The sequence below is a fragment of the Enterobacter sp. 940_PEND genome (assembly GCF_001059415.1).
GTDB lineage: Bacteria > Pseudomonadota > Gammaproteobacteria > Enterobacterales > Enterobacteriaceae > Enterobacter > Enterobacter cloacae_M.
In genome coordinates this window covers 26,669-46,296 of the sequence record NZ_JUMS01000064.1, presented here as the reverse complement: position 1 = coordinate 46,296, position 19,628 = coordinate 26,669, and the positions used below count along the sequence as shown (strand labels likewise).

The 19,628-nt window shown below is 57.4% G+C and carries 21 protein-coding genes; 16 read left to right on the top strand and 5 right to left on the bottom strand.

Annotated elements, in window-relative coordinates:
• Window positions 1–404: 404 nt before the first annotated feature.
• Complete coding sequence (gene mdtH / locus ADJ24_RS10105) at window positions 405–1,613, bottom strand: multidrug efflux MFS transporter MdtH (protein ID WP_023311127.1); 1,209 nt, start codon at window positions 1,611–1,613, stop codon at window positions 405–407.
• A gap of 236 nt (window positions 1,614–1,849) precedes the next feature.
• Between mdtH and rimJ the strand changes: the two genes are divergently transcribed.
• From rimJ to murJ, 4 genes are all read left to right on the top strand, one after another.
• Complete coding sequence (gene rimJ / locus ADJ24_RS10100) at window positions 1,850–2,434, top strand: ribosomal protein S5-alanine N-acetyltransferase (protein WP_023311128.1); 585 nt, start codon at window positions 1,850–1,852, stop codon at window positions 2,432–2,434.
• Between the two features lie 9 nt (window positions 2,435–2,443).
• Window positions 2,444–3,100 (top strand): YceH family protein, encoded by a 657-nt coding sequence (locus ADJ24_RS10095; protein ID WP_023311129.1) that lies wholly within the window; start codon window positions 2,444–2,446, stop codon window positions 3,098–3,100.
• A gap of 2 nt (window positions 3,101–3,102) precedes the next feature.
• A complete protein-coding gene (locus tag ADJ24_RS10090) occupies window positions 3,103–4,026 on the top strand; it encodes a Gfo/Idh/MocA family protein (RefSeq protein WP_023311130.1) in 924 nt (307 codons plus the stop codon).
• A 129-nt stretch (window positions 4,027–4,155) separates the two neighbouring features.
• Complete coding sequence (murJ, locus tag ADJ24_RS10085) at window positions 4,156–5,691, top strand: murein biosynthesis integral membrane protein MurJ (protein WP_023311131.1); 1,536 nt, start codon at window positions 4,156–4,158, stop codon at window positions 5,689–5,691.
• Window positions 5,692–5,750: 59 nt separating this feature from the next.
• On the opposite strand, the gene flgN is transcribed toward murJ, so the two are convergent.
• The 3 genes from flgN to flgA form a co-directional block, all read right to left on the bottom strand.
• On the bottom strand, window positions 5,751–6,176 hold the full coding sequence (gene flgN, locus ADJ24_RS10080; protein WP_023311132.1) for a flagella biosynthesis chaperone FlgN: 426 nt from the start codon (window positions 6,174–6,176) through the stop codon (window positions 5,751–5,753).
• A gap of 4 nt (window positions 6,177–6,180) precedes the next feature.
• Window positions 6,181–6,474, bottom strand: a complete 294-nt coding sequence (gene flgM / locus ADJ24_RS10075; protein ID WP_023311133.1) for a flagellar biosynthesis anti-sigma factor FlgM — start codon at window positions 6,472–6,474, stop codon at window positions 6,181–6,183.
• Between the two features lie 93 nt (window positions 6,475–6,567).
• Complete coding sequence (gene flgA, locus ADJ24_RS10070; protein WP_023311134.1) at window positions 6,568–7,227, bottom strand: flagellar basal body P-ring formation chaperone FlgA; 660 nt, start codon at window positions 7,225–7,227, stop codon at window positions 6,568–6,570.
• Window positions 7,228–7,384: 157 nt separating this feature from the next.
• Here flgA and flgB point away from each other — a divergent pair, with 157 nt between their 5' ends.
• The 11 genes from flgB (at window position 7,385) to flgL (ending at window position 17,281) form a co-directional block, all read left to right on the top strand.
• Window positions 7,385–7,801, top strand: a complete 417-nt coding sequence (flgB, locus tag ADJ24_RS10065; protein ID WP_023311135.1) for a flagellar basal body rod protein FlgB — start codon at window positions 7,385–7,387, stop codon at window positions 7,799–7,801.
• A gap of 3 nt (window positions 7,802–7,804) precedes the next feature.
• Window positions 7,805–8,209, top strand: a complete 405-nt coding sequence (gene flgC, locus ADJ24_RS10060) for a flagellar basal body rod protein FlgC (RefSeq protein ID WP_008500814.1) — start codon at window positions 7,805–7,807, stop codon at window positions 8,207–8,209.
• An 11-nt stretch (window positions 8,210–8,220) separates the two neighbouring features.
• On the top strand, window positions 8,221–8,931 hold the full coding sequence (flgD, locus tag ADJ24_RS10055; protein WP_023311136.1) for a flagellar hook assembly protein FlgD: 711 nt from the start codon (window positions 8,221–8,223) through the stop codon (window positions 8,929–8,931).
• Between the two features lie 26 nt (window positions 8,932–8,957).
• Window positions 8,958–10,208 carry a flagellar hook protein FlgE gene (gene flgE / locus ADJ24_RS10050; RefSeq protein WP_023311137.1) on the top strand — a complete coding sequence of 417 codons (1,251 nt, stop codon included), beginning with the start codon at window positions 8,958–8,960 and terminating at the stop codon, window positions 10,206–10,208.
• A gap of 20 nt (window positions 10,209–10,228) precedes the next feature.
• Entirely contained in the window at window positions 10,229–10,984 is a 756-nt protein-coding gene (locus ADJ24_RS10045) for a flagellar basal body rod protein FlgF (RefSeq protein ID WP_023311138.1), read from the top strand.
• Window positions 10,985–10,995: 11 nt separating this feature from the next.
• Window positions 10,996–11,778: a flagellar basal-body rod protein FlgG gene (gene flgG / locus ADJ24_RS10040; RefSeq protein ID WP_008500810.1), complete on the top strand. Its 783-nt coding sequence runs from the start codon at window positions 10,996–10,998 to the stop codon at window positions 11,776–11,778.
• 57 nt (window positions 11,779–11,835) lie between these two features.
• The gene (flgH, locus tag ADJ24_RS10035; RefSeq protein ID WP_023311139.1) at window positions 11,836–12,534 is read left to right on the top strand and encodes a flagellar basal body L-ring protein FlgH; all 699 of its coding nucleotides are present in this window, start codon (window positions 11,836–11,838) and stop codon (window positions 12,532–12,534) included.
• Window positions 12,535–12,546: 12 nt separating this feature from the next.
• Window positions 12,547–13,644, top strand: a complete 1,098-nt coding sequence (locus ADJ24_RS10030) for a flagellar basal body P-ring protein FlgI (protein WP_023311140.1) — start codon at window positions 12,547–12,549, stop codon at window positions 13,642–13,644.
• On the top strand, window positions 13,644–14,597 hold the full coding sequence (flgJ, locus tag ADJ24_RS10025; RefSeq protein WP_023311141.1) for a flagellar assembly peptidoglycan hydrolase FlgJ: 954 nt from the start codon (window positions 13,644–13,646) through the stop codon (window positions 14,595–14,597). Before ADJ24_RS10030 ends, flgJ begins: the two co-directional genes overlap by 1 nt.
• A 75-nt stretch (window positions 14,598–14,672) precedes the next feature.
• Window positions 14,673–16,313, top strand: a complete 1,641-nt coding sequence (gene flgK, locus ADJ24_RS10020) for a flagellar hook-associated protein FlgK (RefSeq protein WP_023311142.1) — start codon at window positions 14,673–14,675, stop codon at window positions 16,311–16,313.
• A gap of 14 nt (window positions 16,314–16,327) precedes the next feature.
• Window positions 16,328–17,281, top strand: coding sequence for a flagellar hook-associated protein FlgL (flgL, locus tag ADJ24_RS10015; RefSeq protein WP_023311143.1), 954 nt, complete (start codon window positions 16,328–16,330; stop codon window positions 17,279–17,281).
• Window positions 17,282–17,356: 75 nt separating this feature from the next.
• Here the strand turns inward: flgL and ADJ24_RS10010 are convergent, their stop codons facing one another.
• Window positions 17,357–18,571 carry an MFS transporter gene (locus ADJ24_RS10010; RefSeq protein ID WP_023311144.1) on the bottom strand — a complete coding sequence of 405 codons (1,215 nt, stop codon included), beginning with the start codon at window positions 18,569–18,571 and terminating at the stop codon, window positions 17,357–17,359.
• 145 nt (window positions 18,572–18,716) lie between these two features.
• Between ADJ24_RS10010 and ADJ24_RS10005 the strand changes: the two genes are divergently transcribed.
• Complete coding sequence (locus ADJ24_RS10005) at window positions 18,717–19,619, top strand: LysR family transcriptional regulator (protein WP_023311145.1); 903 nt, start codon at window positions 18,717–18,719, stop codon at window positions 19,617–19,619.
• Window positions 19,620–19,628 lie beyond the last annotated feature (9 nt).

The following is a 19,628-nucleotide window of genomic DNA, read 5'->3' as shown; positions in this document are numbered from 1 at the left end:
AGGGATGCAGGCTCATGCCCGACCCGATAGCCTGAAGGAATAAGCTGAGGACAAAATTGCCGGGAGCAATTTTGGACAGCGCCTGCGCTGGCCCTGAAAGGGTGAGCCCCAGGGATGGGGCGAGCAATCCGCGAAGCGGCGATTTACAGCCGGGAGCCCGGGTTGCCGGGGCGGTGGCGATTGAGCCGCCCTGGCACGTTCACAGGCCATGTCGTTACAGAGTAGCAAGAAACATAAAGTGAACGGAATGACCACCAGAGCCATATATTTCCCCTCACCCCAGCCCTCTCCCTCAAGGGAGAGGGTGTCATCAGTGCAGGCATTATTTTATGGGGATCTCTCAACCCCAATGGGGCGAGGAGATGGTTCAATGCTCGCCTCCCTCATCCCGCCCGAGGGAAAGGCTACGCGCCAGGCTCGAGCATCCCGCTCGCGCTGCGTTTCTGGCTGAACTGCCACCACAGGGCAAGGAGCGTCATAAAGCCCACCGCGCCGAGCATCATCCACGGGAGTTCGGGCTGGCTTAACGCTTTTCCGGCATCAAACAACCAGCCGCCACCGGCGTAACCTAATGCGCCGCCAAGCGCCAGCCCCAGCCGGCTGAAACCCATATAGCTGCCGCGCGCACGCGCATCCGCAAGCGAGGCGCTCAGCGTTTCACGGGCAGGCTCGGCGATGATTGAGCCAATATAGAACGTGCAAATCAGCGTAAACAGCTGCTGGAGAGAGTTCACCAGACCGATCGGCATCATGCTCAGCGTCATCAGGAGCAGCCCGGCCATCAGGCGATGCTCCAGACGAAAATGCCGTTCGCTCCAGCGGGCAATCGGATAAAGCAGCGTTAACGACAGGCAGGCTTCGATGGCGTACATCCATTTAACGGCTGCAGGCGTGCCCGCAATGTCGTTAACCATGATCGGCAGCATCAGCATGACCTGCACAGCCAGCATGTAATAGCCCGTCAGGGTCAACACATAGGTGACAAAACGTTTGTCGCGCAGGACGCGGCCAAGCCCTTCCCGGACCGGCGCTTTGACCGTCGACAGTTTCCAGGCGGGCAGGAACAGGCCATTGAACAGCGCGCACAGAATAAAGAGCACCGCCCCAGCCGCGCAGACCAGTCGGAAATCATACTGCAGCAGCCAGCTTCCCAGCAGGGCGCCGATAACCGCCCCAGCACTGTCCTGCATCATCAGAATCGAGAAGAAACGGCCGCGGTGCTGGGGGCGAATAAGCTTTACCACCAGCGCGGTGCGCGGCGGATCGAACAGCGTGCCGCCGATACCGGAGAGGAAACAGGAGAACCAGAGCAGCCAGGGCTCCTGGGCGACGGCCATCGTGGCAAAACCTGCCGCGCGCAGCAGCATACCGGTAACGATCATCGGTTTAGCGCCAAAGCGGTCGGCAATGGCCCCGCCAAAGACGCCCAGGCCCTGCTGGACAAACTGGCGTAACCCCAGGGCAATGCCAACCATTAATGCCGCCCAGCCCATCTGATCGACAAAGCGGATCGATATCAATGGAAAAACGACAAAAAAGCCAAGCACGACCAGCATGTTATCGACGAGCAGGAAATATTTACCCAAGCTCCTGGCCTGTGATACGCGGGACATTTTCCCTCCAGGGAAAATAAGAAGGTGAGCACGCTAACATTCTGCGGTGTCGCCGCGTTTTTTCCCACCCCCAGGGGTGACAATATTTTTTTATCAAAAGGGTGCTTTGATAGAGAGTTCTCATCGAAAATAATGAAAAGAGGGCAAAATGGTATGTCACTGTTTTCACAGACGGCGCAGGCGCAGGTATAGTAAAGCTAATGGGTCAGCAGAAGTGACGGGAAGGAGTGGTATCGATGTTTGGCTATCGCAGTAATGTGCCAAAAGTGCGTCTGACAACGGACAAGCTGGTCGTTCGTCTGGTGCATGAGCGTGATGCCTGGCGTCTGGCGGATTATTACGCCGAGAATCGCCAGTTTTTAAAACCCTGGGAACCCGTTCGGGATGAGAGCCATTGTTACCCTTCCGGCTGGCAGGCGCGCCTCAGCATGATTACGGAATTTCACAAGCAGGGCAGCGCGTTCTATTTCGCGCTGCTGGATCCTGAAGAGAAAGAGATTATCGGGATCGCCAATTTTTCAAACGTGGTGCGCGGGTCGTTTCACGCCTGCTACCTTGGCTACTCCATCGGCCAGAAATGGCAGGGGCAGGGGCTGATGTACGAGGCGTTAACGGTGGCGATCCGCTATATGCAACGCACGCAGCATATCCATCGCATCATGGCGAACTATATGCCGCATAATCAGCGCAGCGGCAATTTGCTGGCGCGCTTAGGGTTCGAGAAAGAGGGTTACGCCAAAGACTATCTGCTGATAGACGGAGAGTGGCGCGACCACGTTCTGACGGCGTTAACCACCCGGGACTGGACCGCAGGTCGTTAAGGAGAAAAGATGAAGTATCAGCTAAACGGTACAGAAGCGCGCGTGATTGGGTGCTTACTCGAAAAACAGGTCACCACGCCGGAGCAGTATCCGCTCTCCGTCAACGCCGTGACCATGGCCTGCAACCAGAAAACCAACCGCGAGCCGGTGATGAACCTCAGCGAGCATGAGGTTCAGGACGTGCTGGATGCGCTGGTAAAACGCCACTATTTGCGCACCGTCAGCGGCTTCGGCAACCGCGTGACCAAATACGAACAGCGCTTCTGTAACTCCGAATTTGGCGACCTGAAGCTGAGCAGTGCGGAAGTGGCGGTCATCACCACGCTGTTGCTGCGCGGAGCGCAGACGCCGGGGGAACTGCGCACGCGCGCTTCCCGCATGCATGAGTTTAGCGATATGCAGGAAGTTGAGCAGACCCTGGAAGGGCTGGCTTCTCGCGAAGACGGCCCATACGTGGTGCGTCTGGCGCGCGAGCCGGGTAAACGTGAAAGCCGCTATATGCACCTGTTCAGCGGCGACGTCGATGTCGCTACCGTTACCGCGGAGAGCGACGCGGGATCCTCAGCAAGCAATGACACTCTTGCCGCGCGCGTAGAGGCGCTGGAAGACGAGGTCGCCGGGCTGAAACAGCGCCTGGATGCATTGCTGGCACATCTGGGAGACTGACGGTGAAAAAATTACGCGTTGGTGTGGTGGGGCTCGGCGGCATCGCGCAAAAAGCCTGGCTGCCTGTATTAGGTGCGGCGACGGACTGGACTCTGCAAGGGGCATGGTCACCCACCCGAGAAAAGGCAGAACGTATCTGCGAAACCTGGCGCATTCCGTATGCCGCCTCCCTGCAGGATCTGGCCCGCGAGTGTGATGCGGTCTTTGTGCATACCTCAACGGCAACCCACTATCAGGTGGTGAGCGAGCTGCTCAATTTGGGGGTTCACGTCTGCGTGGATAAGCCGTTGGCGGAAAATGTTCAGGATGCCGAACGGCTGATTGAGCTGGCCGCGCGCAAAAAACTGACGCTGATGGTGGGCTTCAACCGCCGCTTCGCGCCGCTTTACCAGCAGCTGAAGGCGCAGTCGGACACGCTCGCCTCGCTGCGGATGGATAAACACCGCACCGACAGCATTGGGCCAAACGATCTGCGCTTCACCCTTCTGGATGATTATCTGCACGTGGTGGATACGGCGCTGTGGTTGAGCAACGGCGAAGCGCTGCTGAAAAGCGGCACCCTGGTGACAAACGATCAGGGGCAGATGGTCTATGCGGAGCACCACTTCGGCGTTGAGCATCTTCAGATTACCACCAGCATGCACCGTCGTGCGGGAAGCCAGCGTGAATCCGTGCAGGCGGTGACCGAGGGCGCGCTGTACGACATTACGGACATGCGCGAATGGCGGGAAGAGAAGGGCAACGGCGTGGTGACGCTCCCGGCGCCAGGCTGGCAGAGCACCCTCGAGCAGCGCGGTTTCGCAGGATGCGCCCGCCACTTTATCACCTGCGTGCAAAATCAGACGGTTCCTGAAACGTCCGGCGAGCAGGCCATTCTGGCGCAGCGCATTGTGGAAAGGCTCTGGCGCGATGCCATGAGCGAATAACTCGCTGTAACATCTGCGGATAGTAATTCGTTGAAATCCGGTTAGACTAAGCGCCGCTTGTTGGCTTTGCCGGGTGGCGCTTACGCTAATCCGGCCTACAAATCCGTATGGTTCTGGAAATTCACGTTAATGAACTTATTAAAATCGCTGGCGGCCGTCAGCTCGATGACCATGTTTTCCCGCGTGCTGGGTTTTGCGCGCGACGCCATTGTGGCAAGGGTATTTGGTGCAGGGATGGCCACGGACGCCTTTTTCGTCGCGTTCAAATTGCCAAACCTGCTGCGTCGTATTTTTGCTGAAGGGGCGTTTTCCCAGGCATTCGTGCCTATTCTGGCGGAATATAAAAGCAAGCAGGGCGAAGACGCGACGCGCGTCTTTGTCTCTTATGTCTCCGGGCTGCTGACGCTGGCTTTGGCGGTGGTGACCGTACTCGGGATGCTGGCCGCGCCGTGGGTGATTATGGTGACCGCGCCCGGTTTTGCCGATACGGCCGACAAATTTGCGCTGACCTCGCAGCTGCTGCGCATTACTTTCCCCTATATTCTGCTCATCTCGCTGGCCTCGCTGGTGGGGGCGATCCTGAACACCTGGAACCGCTTCTCTGTCCCGGCGTTTGCGCCGACGTTTCTCAACGTCAGCATGATCGGTTTTGCCCTGTTCGCCGCGCCGCACTTCAACCCGCCGGTGTTGGCGCTGGCCTGGGCGGTTACCGTCGGCGGCGTGCTGCAGCTGGCGTACCAGCTGCCGCATCTGAAAAAAATCGGCATGCTGGTGCTGCCGCGCATCAATCTCAAAGATGCCGGGGCGATGCGCGTGATCAAGCAGATGGGGCCCGCTATTCTCGGCGTCTCCGTCAGCCAGATCTCGCTTATCATCAACACCATTTTTGCCTCTTTCCTCGTGTCCGGCTCGGTTTCCTGGATGTACTACGCCGACCGTCTGATGGAATTCCCGTCCGGGGTGCTGGGCGTGGCGCTGGGGACCATCCTGCTGCCGTCGCTGTCGAAAAGCTTTGCCAGCGGCAATCATGATGAATATTGCCGCCTGATGGACTGGGGTTTACGTCTCTGCTTCCTGCTGGCCCTGCCGAGCGCGGTGGCGCTGGGTATTCTGGCCAAACCGCTGACGGTGTCGCTCTTCCAGTACGGGAAATTCACCGCCTTTGATGCCGCCATGACCCAGCGCGCGCTGATTGCCTACTCGGTCGGCTTGATGGGGCTGATCGTCGTCAAGGTGCTGGCGCCCGGGTTCTATTCGCGTCAGGACATCAAAACGCCGGTGAAAATTGCCATCGTGACGCTGATTATGACCCAGCTGATGAACCTGGCGTTTATTGGTCCGCTGAAGCATGCTGGCCTGTCGCTGTCTATTGGTCTGGCGGCCTGTCTGAATGCCGGGCTGTTGTACTGGCAGTTGCGCAAGCAGGATATCTTTACGCCGCAGCCGGGGTGGGGAAGTTTCCTGGTACGTCTGATCGTTGCGGTACTGGTGATGTCGGCGGCGCTTCTCGGCATGATGTACGTGATGCCGGAGTGGTCCCTCGGCACTATGCCTTATCGTCTGATGCGGCTGATGGCCGTGGTAGGCGTCGGGGTCGTGGCTTACTTTGCCACGCTCGCGGTGCTGGGGTTCAAAGTGAAAGAGTTTGCCCGCCGTACGGCATAAACGCCAAAAGGGGAGTTCACCTTATGGTGCTCCCCGCTGCATGATTTGTCGCCCAGGCGTCAAATCGAAATCTTTTTAACTCCCGCAATACGCGCAGTCGCTGTTTGACCATCCGCACCGTACAGTCCGGTTTCTTTATGCGGTTTCAATACCTCAAGCGCCTGCTGATTACGCTCAATCTGACCTTCCAGTAGCCAGCCGTTGTGCTGGTTAAGGTCGCGCAGGTACTGGGTTTTTTCGGTAATGGTTTGCCAGCGCTCAATAATATCGTCATTGGCGCTACGCTTAGGATCCTGCTCAGCGCGGCGCTGTTGCTCCAGATAATCCAGCGTCGCCAGTAGCGAACTCTTATCTTCAGTAATACGCTGCAGCGCGCTGCCGTTGATGTGACCGGAAGAGAGATGCTGCTGTTCAGCGTCCATTACCGTTTTCAGGTCGTTAAGAACAACCGTCATTTGATCCAGTATTTCTGACAGTCGACTCATACGGTTAGTTACTCTGTAAGAAACTCTGTGCTTCCTGAATCAGGGCATCAGCAATCTTGCTGGTGTCCATTTTCAGCTCACCGTTACGAATAGCCGTTTTCAGCGCTTCAACACGTTCCATATTGATATCGTTGCTGCCTGGCTGCATCAGTTTTGCCTGCGCGTCGCTCAGGGTAACGCTGGTGCTGTTGGACGTTGACGGTTTTTCCAGACGCGTTTTCTGCGCAGGAGCGTCATTCGTTTCGCGAGGTTGTACAGCGCTTACCGGCTTCAGGGCTGATGTACGATCAATGCTCATAGTGTTGTCCTCATCGAGGGTTCGCGGCGTTTGCGCCTGACATCATCATTAGTGGAATATTTATCGGCACGCGCCGCGAAATCTTTAAAAAGATTATAGGTTAATCAGAATATTCCCATCAGAATCGACGGTTCCGCTCACCACCTGGCCTGAGGACATTCTGACGCGGGCGTTTTGCGCCACCGCGGCATTGTTTAACGCTTTCCCTTCACTGTTGATGCTAAAGCCATCTCCGTTGGCCACCACCATCACCTGTTGACCCGCTTTTACCCGCCATGACTGACGCAGCATTGAGAGCTGTATCGGCTGGCCGGGGGCGACATCGCGCAGGCTGACGGCGTCCTGTGCCTGGTTCATTTCCAGCATGGTACGTGGAGGCAGCTGATCCAGACGGCCGCGCTTTAACGTCACGCTGTTCGTCTGCAGCACGCTGCCGCGCGCAATGGGTACGGCGGCGACAACATAATTGCCCGTCGCCTGAACTGCAACCTGTAAATAGCGTTTTTCGTTCGCGCAGCGTGCCAGCACGTTCACATTTCCCCACAGCCGGGTGGTTCCCGTCACGCTGAATGACGGTTGGTCACAGGTCGGGTACAGATTCGGTGGGGTGCGCACGGTAACGTTAACCTCATCGCTAAAGCCCGCCAGCTTTTCAGCAAAAAAAGCCGTCAGCCGATCCTGTAAGCCTTCAGCCTGCACCAGAGGGCTAAACAGCAAGAAAGTTGCCACCAGGCCACGTTTTAACGTTTGCATCGCAAGTTCCACCGTTTCCAGAGTTGAATGAATTCTACCTGCAGTGGTTTTGCATCAACGCAATAAATAGCGACGCATTTTGCGCTTATTCCGTCGATAGGGGAGACCGGGTGAGATTTAAGCTGTGAACTGAAATTTTGCCATCAGCGGAGGAGACATGCTCGATAAACTCGACGCCGCGTTACGTTTTCAGCAGGAAGCGCTCAATTTACGCGCCCAGCGGCAGGAGATTTTAGCCGCCAACATCGCTAACGCCGATACCCCAGGGTTTCAGGCGCGCGATATTGATTTTTCCAGTGAACTCAAAAAGGTGATGGAGCGTGGACGTGCCGAAGGAACGGGTGTTGCACTTGCCATGACATCCTCTCGCCATATTCCTGCTCAGGCGATGACCGCGCCAGCGACCGATTTACTTTATCGCATTCCCGATCAGCCCTCACTCGACGGTAACACCGTGGATATGGACCGGGAGCGTACGCAGTTTGCCGATAACAGCCTGAAATACCAGACGGGCCTGACCGTACTCGGCGGACAAATCAAAGGCATGATGAACGTCCTGCAGGGGGGGAACTGATAGATGGCCTTGTTGAATATTTTTGATATTGCCGGTTCGGCGTTAACCGCGCAGTCCAAACGCCTGAACGTGGCTGCCAGTAACCTGGCGAACGCCGACAGCGTAACCGGACCAGACGGCCAGCCTTATCGTGCCAAACAGGTTGTCTTTCAGGTCGATGCTGCGCCGGGCGCGGCGACGGGCGGCGTGAAGGTGTCTGATGTGGTAGAGAGCCAGGCGCCGGACAGGCTGGTGTATGAGCCGGGTAACCCGCTCGCGGATGCCAGCGGATACGTGAAAATGCCAAACGTGGATGTGGTAGGTGAGATGGTGAACTCCATGTCGGCTTCTCGCAGCTACCAGGCCAACGTTGAAGTGCTGAATACCGTGAAGAGCATGATGCTCAAAACGCTCACTCTCGGCCAGTAAAGGAGACATGCATGTCCATCGCCGTAAATGTGAATGATCCTACGAACTCGGGTGTTAATAACACGAAGAATACGACGGGTTCTAACTCCCTCACCGGGAGCAATGCCGCCGATCTTCAGGGCAGCTTTCTGACGCTGCTGGTGGCGCAGCTTAAGAACCAGGATCCCACCAACCCAATGCAGAACAACGAACTGACCACGCAGCTTGCGCAGATCAGCACCGTTAGCGGCATTGAGAAACTCAACACCACCCTCGGCTCCGTCTCCGGGCAGATTAACAGCGCCCAGTCTCTGCAGGCGGCAAGCCTGATTGGCCACGGGGTGATGATCCCGGGAACCACGATTCTGGCGGGCACCAGCACCACCGAAGGCAACACCACCACGACCACCACGCCGTTTGGCGTTGAGTTGCAGCAGGCGGCGGAGAAAGTTACCGCCACCATTACCGACAGCAACGGCACGGTCGTGCGCACTATTGATATCGGCGAGCTGAAGGCGGGCGTTCACACCTTTACGTGGGATGGCAGCCTGACCGACGGCACTAAAGCACCAAACGGTTCTTACAAAGTAGCGATCAGCGCCAGCAACGGGACGACCCAGCTGGTGGCGCAGCCGCTGCAGTTCGCGCTGGTCCAGGGCGTGATTAAAGGAAGCGACGGCAACAAACTGGATTTGGGAACCTCTGGTTCCACCACACTCGACGAAGTTCGGCAGATTATCTAAGCCTTAACACTTATCAGGAGTAAGTCATGGCCTTTTCTCAAGCGGTCAGCGGCCTGAATGCTGCGGCCACCAACCTGGACGTCATTGGCAACAACATCGCCAACTCCGCGACCTATGGTTTTAAATCCGGTTCTGCTTCATTTGCAGACATGTTTGCCGGTTCCAAAGTCGGCCTGGGCGTGAAAGTTGCGGGCATCACTCAGGACTTTACCGACGGCACCACCACCAACACCGGTCGTGGTCTGGACGTTGCTATCAGCCAGAACGGCTTCTTCCGTATGGTCGATTCCAACGGTTCAGTGTTCTACAGCCGTAACGGCCAGTTCAAGCTGGACGAAAACCGTACGCTGGTTAACATGCAGGGCATGCAGCTGACGGGCTACCCGGCAGCCGGAACGCCTCCAACCGTTCAGACTGGTGCGAACCCTCAGGCGATTACTATCCCGAACACCCTGATGGCGGCGAAATCAACCACCACCGCGACGCAGCAGATCAACCTGAACTCAACCGATCCTGTTCAAACTGCCCCGTTCGATGCGACCAACCCGGACACCTATAACAAAAAAGGGACCGTGACCGTATTCGACAGCCAGGGTAACGCCCACAACATGTACGTCTACTACGTGAAGACGGCCAACAATAAATGGGATCTTTACACTCAGGACGGCAGCGTTGCGGGTTCAACAGCGGCAAAAGCGGCGCAGATGAACTTTGATGCGAACGGTAACCTGGCGGGTGTCTACAACTACGACGCTGCTGGTGTACTGAGCGCAACGCCAAACGCCACGCCGGCCATTAACATCACCACGGGTTCTGTCAGCGGTGCGACGGCGGCGACCTTCTCCCTGAGCTTCCAGAACTCCATGCAGCAGAACACCGGTGCAAACAGCGTTGTGGCAACCAATCAGAACGGCTACAAGCCTGGCGACCTGGTGAGCTACCAGATCAACGACGATGGCACCGTGGTGGGAAGCTACTCTAACGAACAGTCTCAGGTTCTGGGGCAGATCGTGCTGGCAAACTTCGCCAACAACGAAGGCCTGAAATCGGAAGGCGACAACGTCTGGTCTGCCACACAGTCCTCCGGCGTGGCGCTGCTGGGTACCGCAGGCACCGGTAACTTCGGCAAGCTGACCAACGGCGCGCTGGAAGCCTCCAACGTGGATATGAGTAAAGAACTGGTGAATATGATCGTCGCACAGCGTAACTATCAGTCGAACGCGCAGACCATCAAAACCCAGGACCAGATCCTCAATACGCTGGTTAACCTGCGTTAAGCGGCTAACAGGAAAGCGCAATGGATCACGCAATATATACCGCGATGGGCGCGGCAAGTCAGACGCTCAATCAGCAGGCCGTTACCGCCAGCAACCTGGCAAACGCCTCTACGCCGGGCTTTCGCGCGCAGCTTAACGCGCTGCGCGCGGTGCCGGTTGAAGGGCTGTCCCTGCCGACCCGTACGCTGGTGACGGCATCAACCCCTGGCGCAGATATGACGCCAGGGCAGATGGACTACACCTCGCGCCCGCTGGACGTTGCCCTGCAGCAGGACGGCTGGCTGGCGGTGCAAACGGCCGACGGCAGCGAAGGCTATACCCGTAACGGCAATATCCAGGTGAGCGCGACGGGCCAGCTGACGATTCAGGGTCATCCGGTGATGGGGGAAGCGGGTCCGCTGACCGTTCCGGAAGGCTCTGAGCTGACTATCGCCGCGGACGGCACCATTTCGGCGCTGAACCCGGGCGATCCGGCCAACACCGTTGCACCCGTCGGACGTCTGAAGCTGGTTAAAGCGGAAGGCAAAGAGGTGCAGCGCGGCGACGACGGCATGTTTCGTCTGACCCAGGCGGCGCAGGCGACGCGTGGTGCCACATTACAGGCCGATCCGAGCATCCGCGTGATGTCCGGCGTTCTGGAAGGCAGCAACGTCAAGCCGGTAGCCGCCATGAGCGACATGATTGCCAGCGCCCGTCGTTTTGAAATGCAGATGAAGATCATCAGCAGCGTGGATGAAAACGCGGGCAAAGCTAACCAACTTCTGGCTATGAGTTAACAGGACTCCTTATGATCAGTTCTTTATGGATCGCGAAAACTGGCCTGGACGCCCAGCAAACCAATATGGACGTGATTGCCAACAACCTGGCAAACGTGAGCACCAATGGTTTCAAGCGTCAGCGTGCCGTTTTCGAAGATTTGCTTTATCAAACCATCCGTCAGCCGGGCGCGCAGTCTTCTGAACAGACGACGCTGCCGTCGGGCCTGCAGATTGGTACCGGCGTTCGCCCGGTGGCTACCGAGCGTCTGCACAGCCAGGGCAACCTGTCTCAGACCAACAACAGTAAAGACGTGGCAATCAAAGGCCAGGGCTTCTTCCAGGTGCAGCTGCCTGACGGGACCTCTGCCTATACCCGCGACGGTTCGTTCCAGGTCGATCAGAACGGCCAGCTGGTGACGGCGGGCGGTTTCCAGGTTCAGCCTGCGATTACCATCCCGGCGAACGCCCTGAGCATCACCATCGGACGCGACGGTGTGGTCAGCGTGACCCAGCAGGGACAGGCCGCGCCGGTTCAGGTTGGGCAGCTTAACCTGACCACCTTCATGAACGATACCGGTCTGGAAAGCATTGGTGAGAACCTCTACACCGAAACGCAATCCTCCGGTACGCCGAATGAGAGCACCCCGGGCCTGAACGGCGCGGGTCTGCTGTACCAGGGTTATGTTGAAACGTCCAACGTGAACGTGGCGGAAGAGCTGGTGAATATGATCCAGGTCCAGCGCGCGTATGAAATTAACAGTAAAGCAGTGTCGACGACCGACCAGATGCTGCAGAAACTGACGCAACTCTAAGGTGTAGCCCGGTGCGGTAAACGCCGCACCGGCTCCCTGTTTTCGAAGATGAAGGCAATGCAAAAAAACGCGGCGTTTCGTTATCCGATACTGACTGTTCTGGCTGTCACCCTCAGCGGGTGTGCTTTGATCCCGTCTAAACCATTGGTCCAGGGTGCGACGACTGCCCAACCCGTTCCCGGCCCTGCGCCAGTGGTCAACGGCTCCATTTTCCAGACCGCGCAGCCGATTAATTACGGCTATCAGCCGCTGTTTGAAGATCGCCGCCCGCGTAACGTCGGCGATACATTGACCATTGTGCTGCAGGAAAACGTCAGCGCGAGCAAGAGCTCGTCGGCGAACGCCAGCCGCGATGGCAAAACGAATTTTGGCTTCGATACCGTCCCGCGCTACCTGCAGGGACTGTTCGGCAACGCGCGAGCAGATGTCGAGGCCTCTGGCGGCAATACCTTTAACGGTAAAGGCGGCGCGAACGCCAGCAACACCTTCAGCGGTACGCTGACGGTCACGGTTGACCAGGTTCTGGTTAACGGCAACTTGCACGTTGTGGGTGAAAAACAGATCGCCATCAACCAGGGCACTGAATTCATTCGCTTCTCGGGCGTGGTTAACCCTCGCACCATCAGCGGCACCAACACCGTTCCGTCCACCCAGGTGGCGGATGCGCGCATTGAGTACGTCGGTAACGGCTATATCAATGAAGCCCAAAATATGGGTTGGCTGCAGCGCTTCTTCCTTAATTTATCGCCGATGTAAGCGAGGTGACCCATGTTTAAATCGATCTTCGCCGTGGCGCTCGCGCTGGTGACAACATTTGCCCAGGCTGACCGTATTCGCGATCTCACCAGCGTTCAGGGCGTTCGTGAAAACTCCCTGATTGGCTACGGCCTGGTGGTTGGTCTGGATGGTACCGGTGACCAGACGACCCAGACGCCGTTCACCACCCAAAGCCTGAACAACATGCTTTCCCAACTCGGCATTACCGTGCCGGCGGGAACCAACATGCAGCTGAAAAACGTGGCCGCGGTAATGGTCACCGCGTCCTACCCGGCGTTTGCGCGTCAGGGGCAGACCATTGATGTGGTGGTCTCCTCAATGGGTAACGCCAAAAGCCTGCGCGGCGGTACGCTGCTGATGACCCCGCTGAAAGGCGTTGATAGCCAGGTGTATGCGCTGGCGCAGGGGAACATTCTGGTTGGCGGTGCGGGGGCATCCGCAGGCGGAAGCAGCGTGCAGGTGAACCAGCTGAACGGTGGACGTATCACCAACGGTGCAATCATTGAGCGTGAACTGCCGACCCAGTTTGGCGCGGGCAACACCATCAACCTGCAGCTTAATAATGAAGACTTCACGATGGCGCAGCAAATTGCCGATACCATCAACCGCAGCCGCGGCTACGGTAACGCAACGGCACTCGATGCGCGCACCGTGCAGATCCGCACCTCCACCGGCAGCAGCAACCAGGTGCGCATGCTGGCTGATATTCAGAATATGGAAGTTAACGTTCCGGTCCAGGATGCGAAAGTGATCATCAACTCCCGTACCGGCTCGGTGGTGATGAACCGGGAAGTGTCGCTGGACAGCTGTGCCGTGGCGCAGGGTAACCTCTCCGTGACGGTTAACCGCTCCGCGAACGTGAGCCAGCCGAACACGCCATTTGGCGGCGGTCAGACGGTGGTAACACCGCAAACGCAGATTGATATGCGCCAGAGCGGTGGGTCGCTGCAGAGCGTTCGCTCCAGCGCCAACCTGAATAGCGTGGTGCGTGCCCTGAACGCCCTGGGCGCAACGCCGATGGATCTGATGTCCATCCTGCAATCCATGCAAAGCGCGGGCTGCCTGCGCGCCAAACTGGAAATCATCTAATGCTGACCGATAGCAAACTGTTGACCAGTGCAGCCTGGGACGCCCAGTCGCTCAACGAACTGAAAACCAAAGCAGGCAAAGACCCGGCGGCGAACATCCGCCCGGTCGCCCGCCAGGTGGAAGGGATGTTTGTACAGATGATGCTGAAAAGCATGCGCGAAACCCTGCCGAAAGACGGGATGTTCAGCAGTGATTCAACGCGTCTCTACACCAGCATGTATGACCAGCAGATTGCGCAGCAGATGACCGCCGGTAAAGGCCTCGGTCTGGCTGACATGATTGTGAAACAGACCGAAGCCGCGCAGGGCATTCAGCCTCAGGAACAGACGCAGCAGGTGCCGATGAAGTTCGACCTGGAAACGGTGACCAGTTATCAGAACCAGGCTCTGACGCAAATGGTGCGTAAAGCGATGCCAAAAGCCACGGGCAGCGGCGATGAGCCGCTCTCCGGTGACAGCAAAGACTTCCTGGCGCAGCTTTCTCTGCCCGCGCGTCTCGCCAGCGAACAGAGCGGTGTGCCGCATCACCTGATTCTGGCGCAGGCCGCGCTGGAGTCGGGCTGGGGTCAGCGTCAGATCCGCAAGGAAAACGGCGATCCGAGCTTCAACATCTTCGGCGTGAAGGCCACCTCCAGCTGGAAGGGGCCAACAACGGAGATCACGACCACCGAATACGAGAACGGTGCGGCGGTGAAGGTCAAAGCAAAATTCCGCGTCTACAGCTCCTATCTGGAAGCATTGTCCGACTACGTTGGCCTGCTGAGCCGAAATCCGCGTTATACCGCCGTTACGCAGGCGGCGACGGCGGAGCAGGGTGCTCAGGCCTTACAAAACGCGGGCTACGCGACTGACCCGAACTATGCACGCAAGCTCACCAGCATGATCCAGCAGCTGAAATCCATGGGCGAGAAGGTCAGCAAAGCCTATAGCACAGATATTGAAAATCTGTTCTGAAAGTTCTCAAGTCCCGGTGGAGGTTGCCGATAACCTTCATCAGGACTCGTGTCTGAACGTATAAAAGGAACCCCCATGTCCAGTTTGATTAACAGCGCCATGAGTGGCCTCAGTGCCGCGCAGTCGGCACTCAATACCGTCAGTAATAATATTTCAAGCTATAACGTGGCAGGTTACACCCGCCAGACCACGGTGCTGGGCGCATCTAACAGCACGCTGACCGGCGGTGGCTGGGTGGGTAACGGGGTTTATGTCTCCGGTGTCCAGCGTGAGTATGACGCCTTCATCACCAACCAGCTGCGCGCCGCGCAGACGCAGAGCAGCGGTCTGACGACGCGCTATCAGCAGATGTCAAAAATTGACGATGTGCTCTCCGATACCACCAACTCGCTCTCCACCACCCTGCAGGATTTCTTCAAAAGCCTGCAAACCCTGGTGAGCAACGCGGAAGACCCGGCTGCACGTCAGACGGTGCTGGGTAAAGCGAGTGGTCTGGTCAATCAGTTTAAAACCAACGATCAGTATCTCCGTGACCAGGACGCGCAGGTTAATACCGCCATCTCAAGCAGCGTGTCTCAGATCAACAACTACGCGGCACAGATTGCGAATCTTAACGATCAGATCTCCCGTCTGACCGGCGTTGGCGCGGGCGCGTCACCTAACGATCTTTTGGACCAGCGCGATCAGCTCGTGACTGAACTGAACAAAATCGTGGGCGTGGAAGTCTCCGTGCAGGATAGCGGCACGTTTAATATCTCTCTCGGTAACGGTTACAGCCTGGTACAGGGCAGCAAAGCCAGCCAGCTGGCGGCCGTGAAGTCCAGCGCCGATCCGGCTCGTACCACTATCGCCTACGTCGATGACGTGGCGGGCAATATTGAGATCCCGGAGAAATTTATCACCACCGGTTCTTTAGGCGGTTTACTGACCTTCCGCACGGAAGATCTGGATAAAGCCCGTAACAGCCTGAACCAGATGGCGCTGGCCTTTGCCGACGCGATGAACACGCAGCATGAAGCCGGTTTTGATGCGAACGGTGATGCGGGCGGTAAGCTGTTCAACTTTGGTTCTCCGGCGGTCCTGTCCAACAGCAAGAACGGCGGTTCGGCCGTTGTTACGGCGTCTGTGGCGGACAGCAAACAGGTCCAGGCGACAGACTATAAGCTGCAGTTTAACGGCACTGACTGGACGGTCACCCGCTCGTCAGACAAAACCAGCTTTACGATGAGCCCGGATGCCAGCGGCAATCTGTCTTTTGATGGCCTTAACGTCAACGTGAGCGGCACGGCAAATACCAAAGACAGCTTTACCGTGAAGCCTGTTTCCAACGTCATCATGAACATGGATCTCGCGATCAGCGACGAGTCTAAACTGGCGATGGCATCTGTGCAGAACGGCGGCGAAAGTGACAACCGTAACGGCCAGAAACTGCTCGATCTGCAAAACGGCAAAGTGGTGGGTGGAAATAAAACCTTCAACGATGCGTATGCCTCTCTCGTCAGTACCGTCGGTAGCTCAACGGCGTCACTGAAGGTAAGCAGCCAGACGAAAGCCAACGTGGAAACGCAGTTAATCAAGCAGCAGCAGACCATCTCTGGGGTAAACCTCGACGAAGAGTATGGCAATTTGCAGCGTTATCAGCAGTATTACCTGGCCAATGCCCAGGTTCTACAAACTGCCAGTACGCTCTTCGATGCAATTATCAACATTCGTTAAGGTTGAGGTGAACAATGCGTATTAGCACCCAGATGATGTACGAGCAGAACATGCGTGGGATCACCGATTCCCAGAGCAGATGGCTGAGCTACGGTGAGCAGATGTCCACCGGCAAGCGCGTCAATCGTCCTTCGGACGATCCTATCGCCGCGTCGCAGGCCATCGTGCTGTCACAGTCTCAGTCGCAAAACAGCCAGTTCGCGCTCGCGCGTACCTTTGCAACGCAGAAGGTCTCGCTGGAAGATAACGTGTTAACCCAGGTCAACACTGCGATCTCAAGCGTGCGCGAGAAGCTGGTTTACGCCTCAAACGGCACATTAAGCGATGACGACCGTCTTTCTCTGGCGACCGATATTCAGGGGATCCGCGATCAGCTGATGAACCTTGCCAACACGACGGATGGTAATGGCCGCTTTATCTTTGCGGGATACAAAACCGAGAGCGCACCGTTTGATGCCGCGACCGGAGATTACAACGGCGGCGCTGAGGCCATCACGCAGCAGGTTGATACGGCGCGAAATATGACCATCAGCCATACCGGCCAGCAAATTTTCGAAAGCATTACCAGTAATGCGGAACAGCTGCCGGGCGGTGGATATGGCCAGACCAACATGTTCAAAATTCTGGACTCTGCTATTGCCTCGCTGAAGACACCGATTGAGAACGATCCGGCTGCCGCAACGGCGCAAAGCCAGGTGATTGCCAATGCGCAAATCGGCATCAAAAACTCCCAGAACAATATCCTGACGGTCGTTGCGGATGTGGGAACCAAGATGAACGAGCTGGAAAAACTCGATACGCTGGGCGATGACCGCGCGCTGGGTCAGACCAAGCAGATGAGTGACCTGGTTGATGTTGACTGGAACGAAGCGATTTCCTCTTACACCATGCAGCAGGCGGCCCTGCAGGCGTCTTATAAAGCGTTTAGCGATATGCAGGGCATGTCTCTGTTCCAGCTGAACAAATAACATCTTGACCTCTTGGAACATGTCTTGAAACTGGGCATGTTTTACTGCCCAATCCGTCTGGATTGGGCATTTTTTTTATGCAACTTCTGCTGATGCGGAGGTGACTCGTGCGCTTTCTATCAGACGGATTGCCAGCGCAATGACGCCACAGACCGTCGCCAGCGCGACCACGCCCGTCCAGCCGGCCAGCGAGTAAATATTGCTGCCTAACGCGGAACCCAGCGCCATCCCGATAAAGACCACCGTAAAGAGCAGGGCGTTGAGACGGCCCCGCGCCTGCGGTTCAAGGCTATATACCAGGTTCTGGTGAGCGACCAGGCTGGACTGCAGACCCAGGTCGAACCCAACGGCGGAGATGGCGATCAGAATCAGCTGTCCATGAACGCCCAGCGCGGGCATCAGGAACATCAGGGCAAATGAGACGGTCACAAGAACGGCACCAAGCTGCGTGACTTTTCCTGCGCCCAGTTTGTCTGCCAGACCCCCTGCCAGCGGGGCAGCTAACGCGCCGGCGGCACCTGCAATACCAAAACCACCCGCTACGGCACTCCCCAGGTGATAGCGTTCCAGCAGCATGACCGCAAGCGTAGACCAGAAGGCGCTAAAGGCAATCGACAGAAAACCCTGAGCCAGCGCCGCACGGCGCAGCGCCGGATAGCGACGCCAGAGATGTTCCATTGAGCGCATCAGCGCGGGGTAGCTCAGCGTGGAGTGAATGGCAAAACGGGGAAGCACAAACCACATCATCACCCCGATGAACGCAATGCTTGCCGCCGCCAGCTGGTACATGACGCGCCAGCCAAACGCTTCGCCCACCACGCCGCTCACGGTTCTGGATAATAAGATACCCATCAGCAGCCCGGTCATTACCGTGCCCACGGTTTTCCCCTGTTTACCTTCCGGCGCAAGGATGGCTGCGGCAGGGACGATATCCTGTGCCATGGTGGCGGCCATGCCGATGAGCAGGCTTGCCAGCAGCAGAGAGTGGATCTGCCCGGTCAGGCTACAGCCGAGAAGAAACAGCGCCAGCGCCGCACTCTTTATCAGGATTAACGTCCTGCGGTCGTGGCGATCGCCTAGCGGCAGCAGGAACAGGATCCCCAGGGCATATCCCGCCTGGGTGAGCGTCGGGACCAGGCCCATTCCTTCGATACTCAGATGAAGGTCTGCGCCCATCAGCGGCAGCAGAGGCTGGGCATAATAGATTGATGCCACGCTGAAACCTGCACCGATCGCCAGCATTAAGATTACCCAGCGGCTCACTGCATGGGCGGCGGTTGTTGTGTTCATAAGATGTTCCTCATTCGTCGTGTGAGGCTATTTTTTATCAGTACGCCTTGCGACGGTAGCTGGCCCGGTGGTAAAACGCTTATACGTTGAACGTATAAGTGAAAATGCGATGAAAAGAGCTGAGCGTATAGACAGGGTGGAGTTAATGCGGACGTTTGTTCGTATCGTTGAGGCGGGCTCCCTCTCAGCGGCGGCGCGGCAGCTGGCCACTACCCAGGCCACGGTAAGCAGACGGTTACAGTCGCTTGAGACCATGCTGGGCGTGCGCCTGATTTTGCGCACCACCCACACGACGCGGCTGACGGATGACGGCGAGCGCTGCTATCAGCACGCCCGTCGGGTGATTGACAGCTGGCTGGCGCTGGAAGATGAGGTGGGGCAGACGGAAGATGAGCCGGTAGGCGTGCTGCGGGTGCGCGCTCCGCACGCGTTTGGTCAGGACCAGCTTCTGAAACCCGTAACCGAGTTTTTGCAACGCTATCCGCAGCTTTCGATTGAGTGGATGCTCAACGATCGGTCGGCGGACTTTCTCGGCGACAACCTTGACTGTGCGATTCGGGTGGGCGTGGAAGTCGATCCGGCGACCGTGTCCGTGCTGCTGGCCGAAGTGCCGCGCTCGGTAGTGGCTTCACCGGCGCTGCTGGCCCGTTTTCCGACGGTCAACACGCCGGAGGATTTGCAGCAGTTTCCCTGGATAGCGATCAGCTCATTCTACCAGCGCCATGTGGAGCTTTTTCACGATGCATCACCCGCCACCGCGCGAGTGGCGATTACCCCGCGCCTCAGCACCGATAGTCTGTATGTCGCACGCAATACGGCGCTCACCGGGCTTGGCGTGGCGGTGGTATCCAGCTGGACGGTACAGGATGATATTCGGGAAGGGCGGCTGGTGCATTTGCTGCCAGACTGGCAGCCAGCGGCGTTACCGGTGCATCTTGTTTACCCCTGGTCCCGCTATTATCCGGCACGCTTGCGGCGTTTTCTGGAGTTGATGCGGCAGGTCATGCCTGAGGTGACCGGAATGAGAAAGCCCGTGCAGCAGCCATAAAAAAAGCCG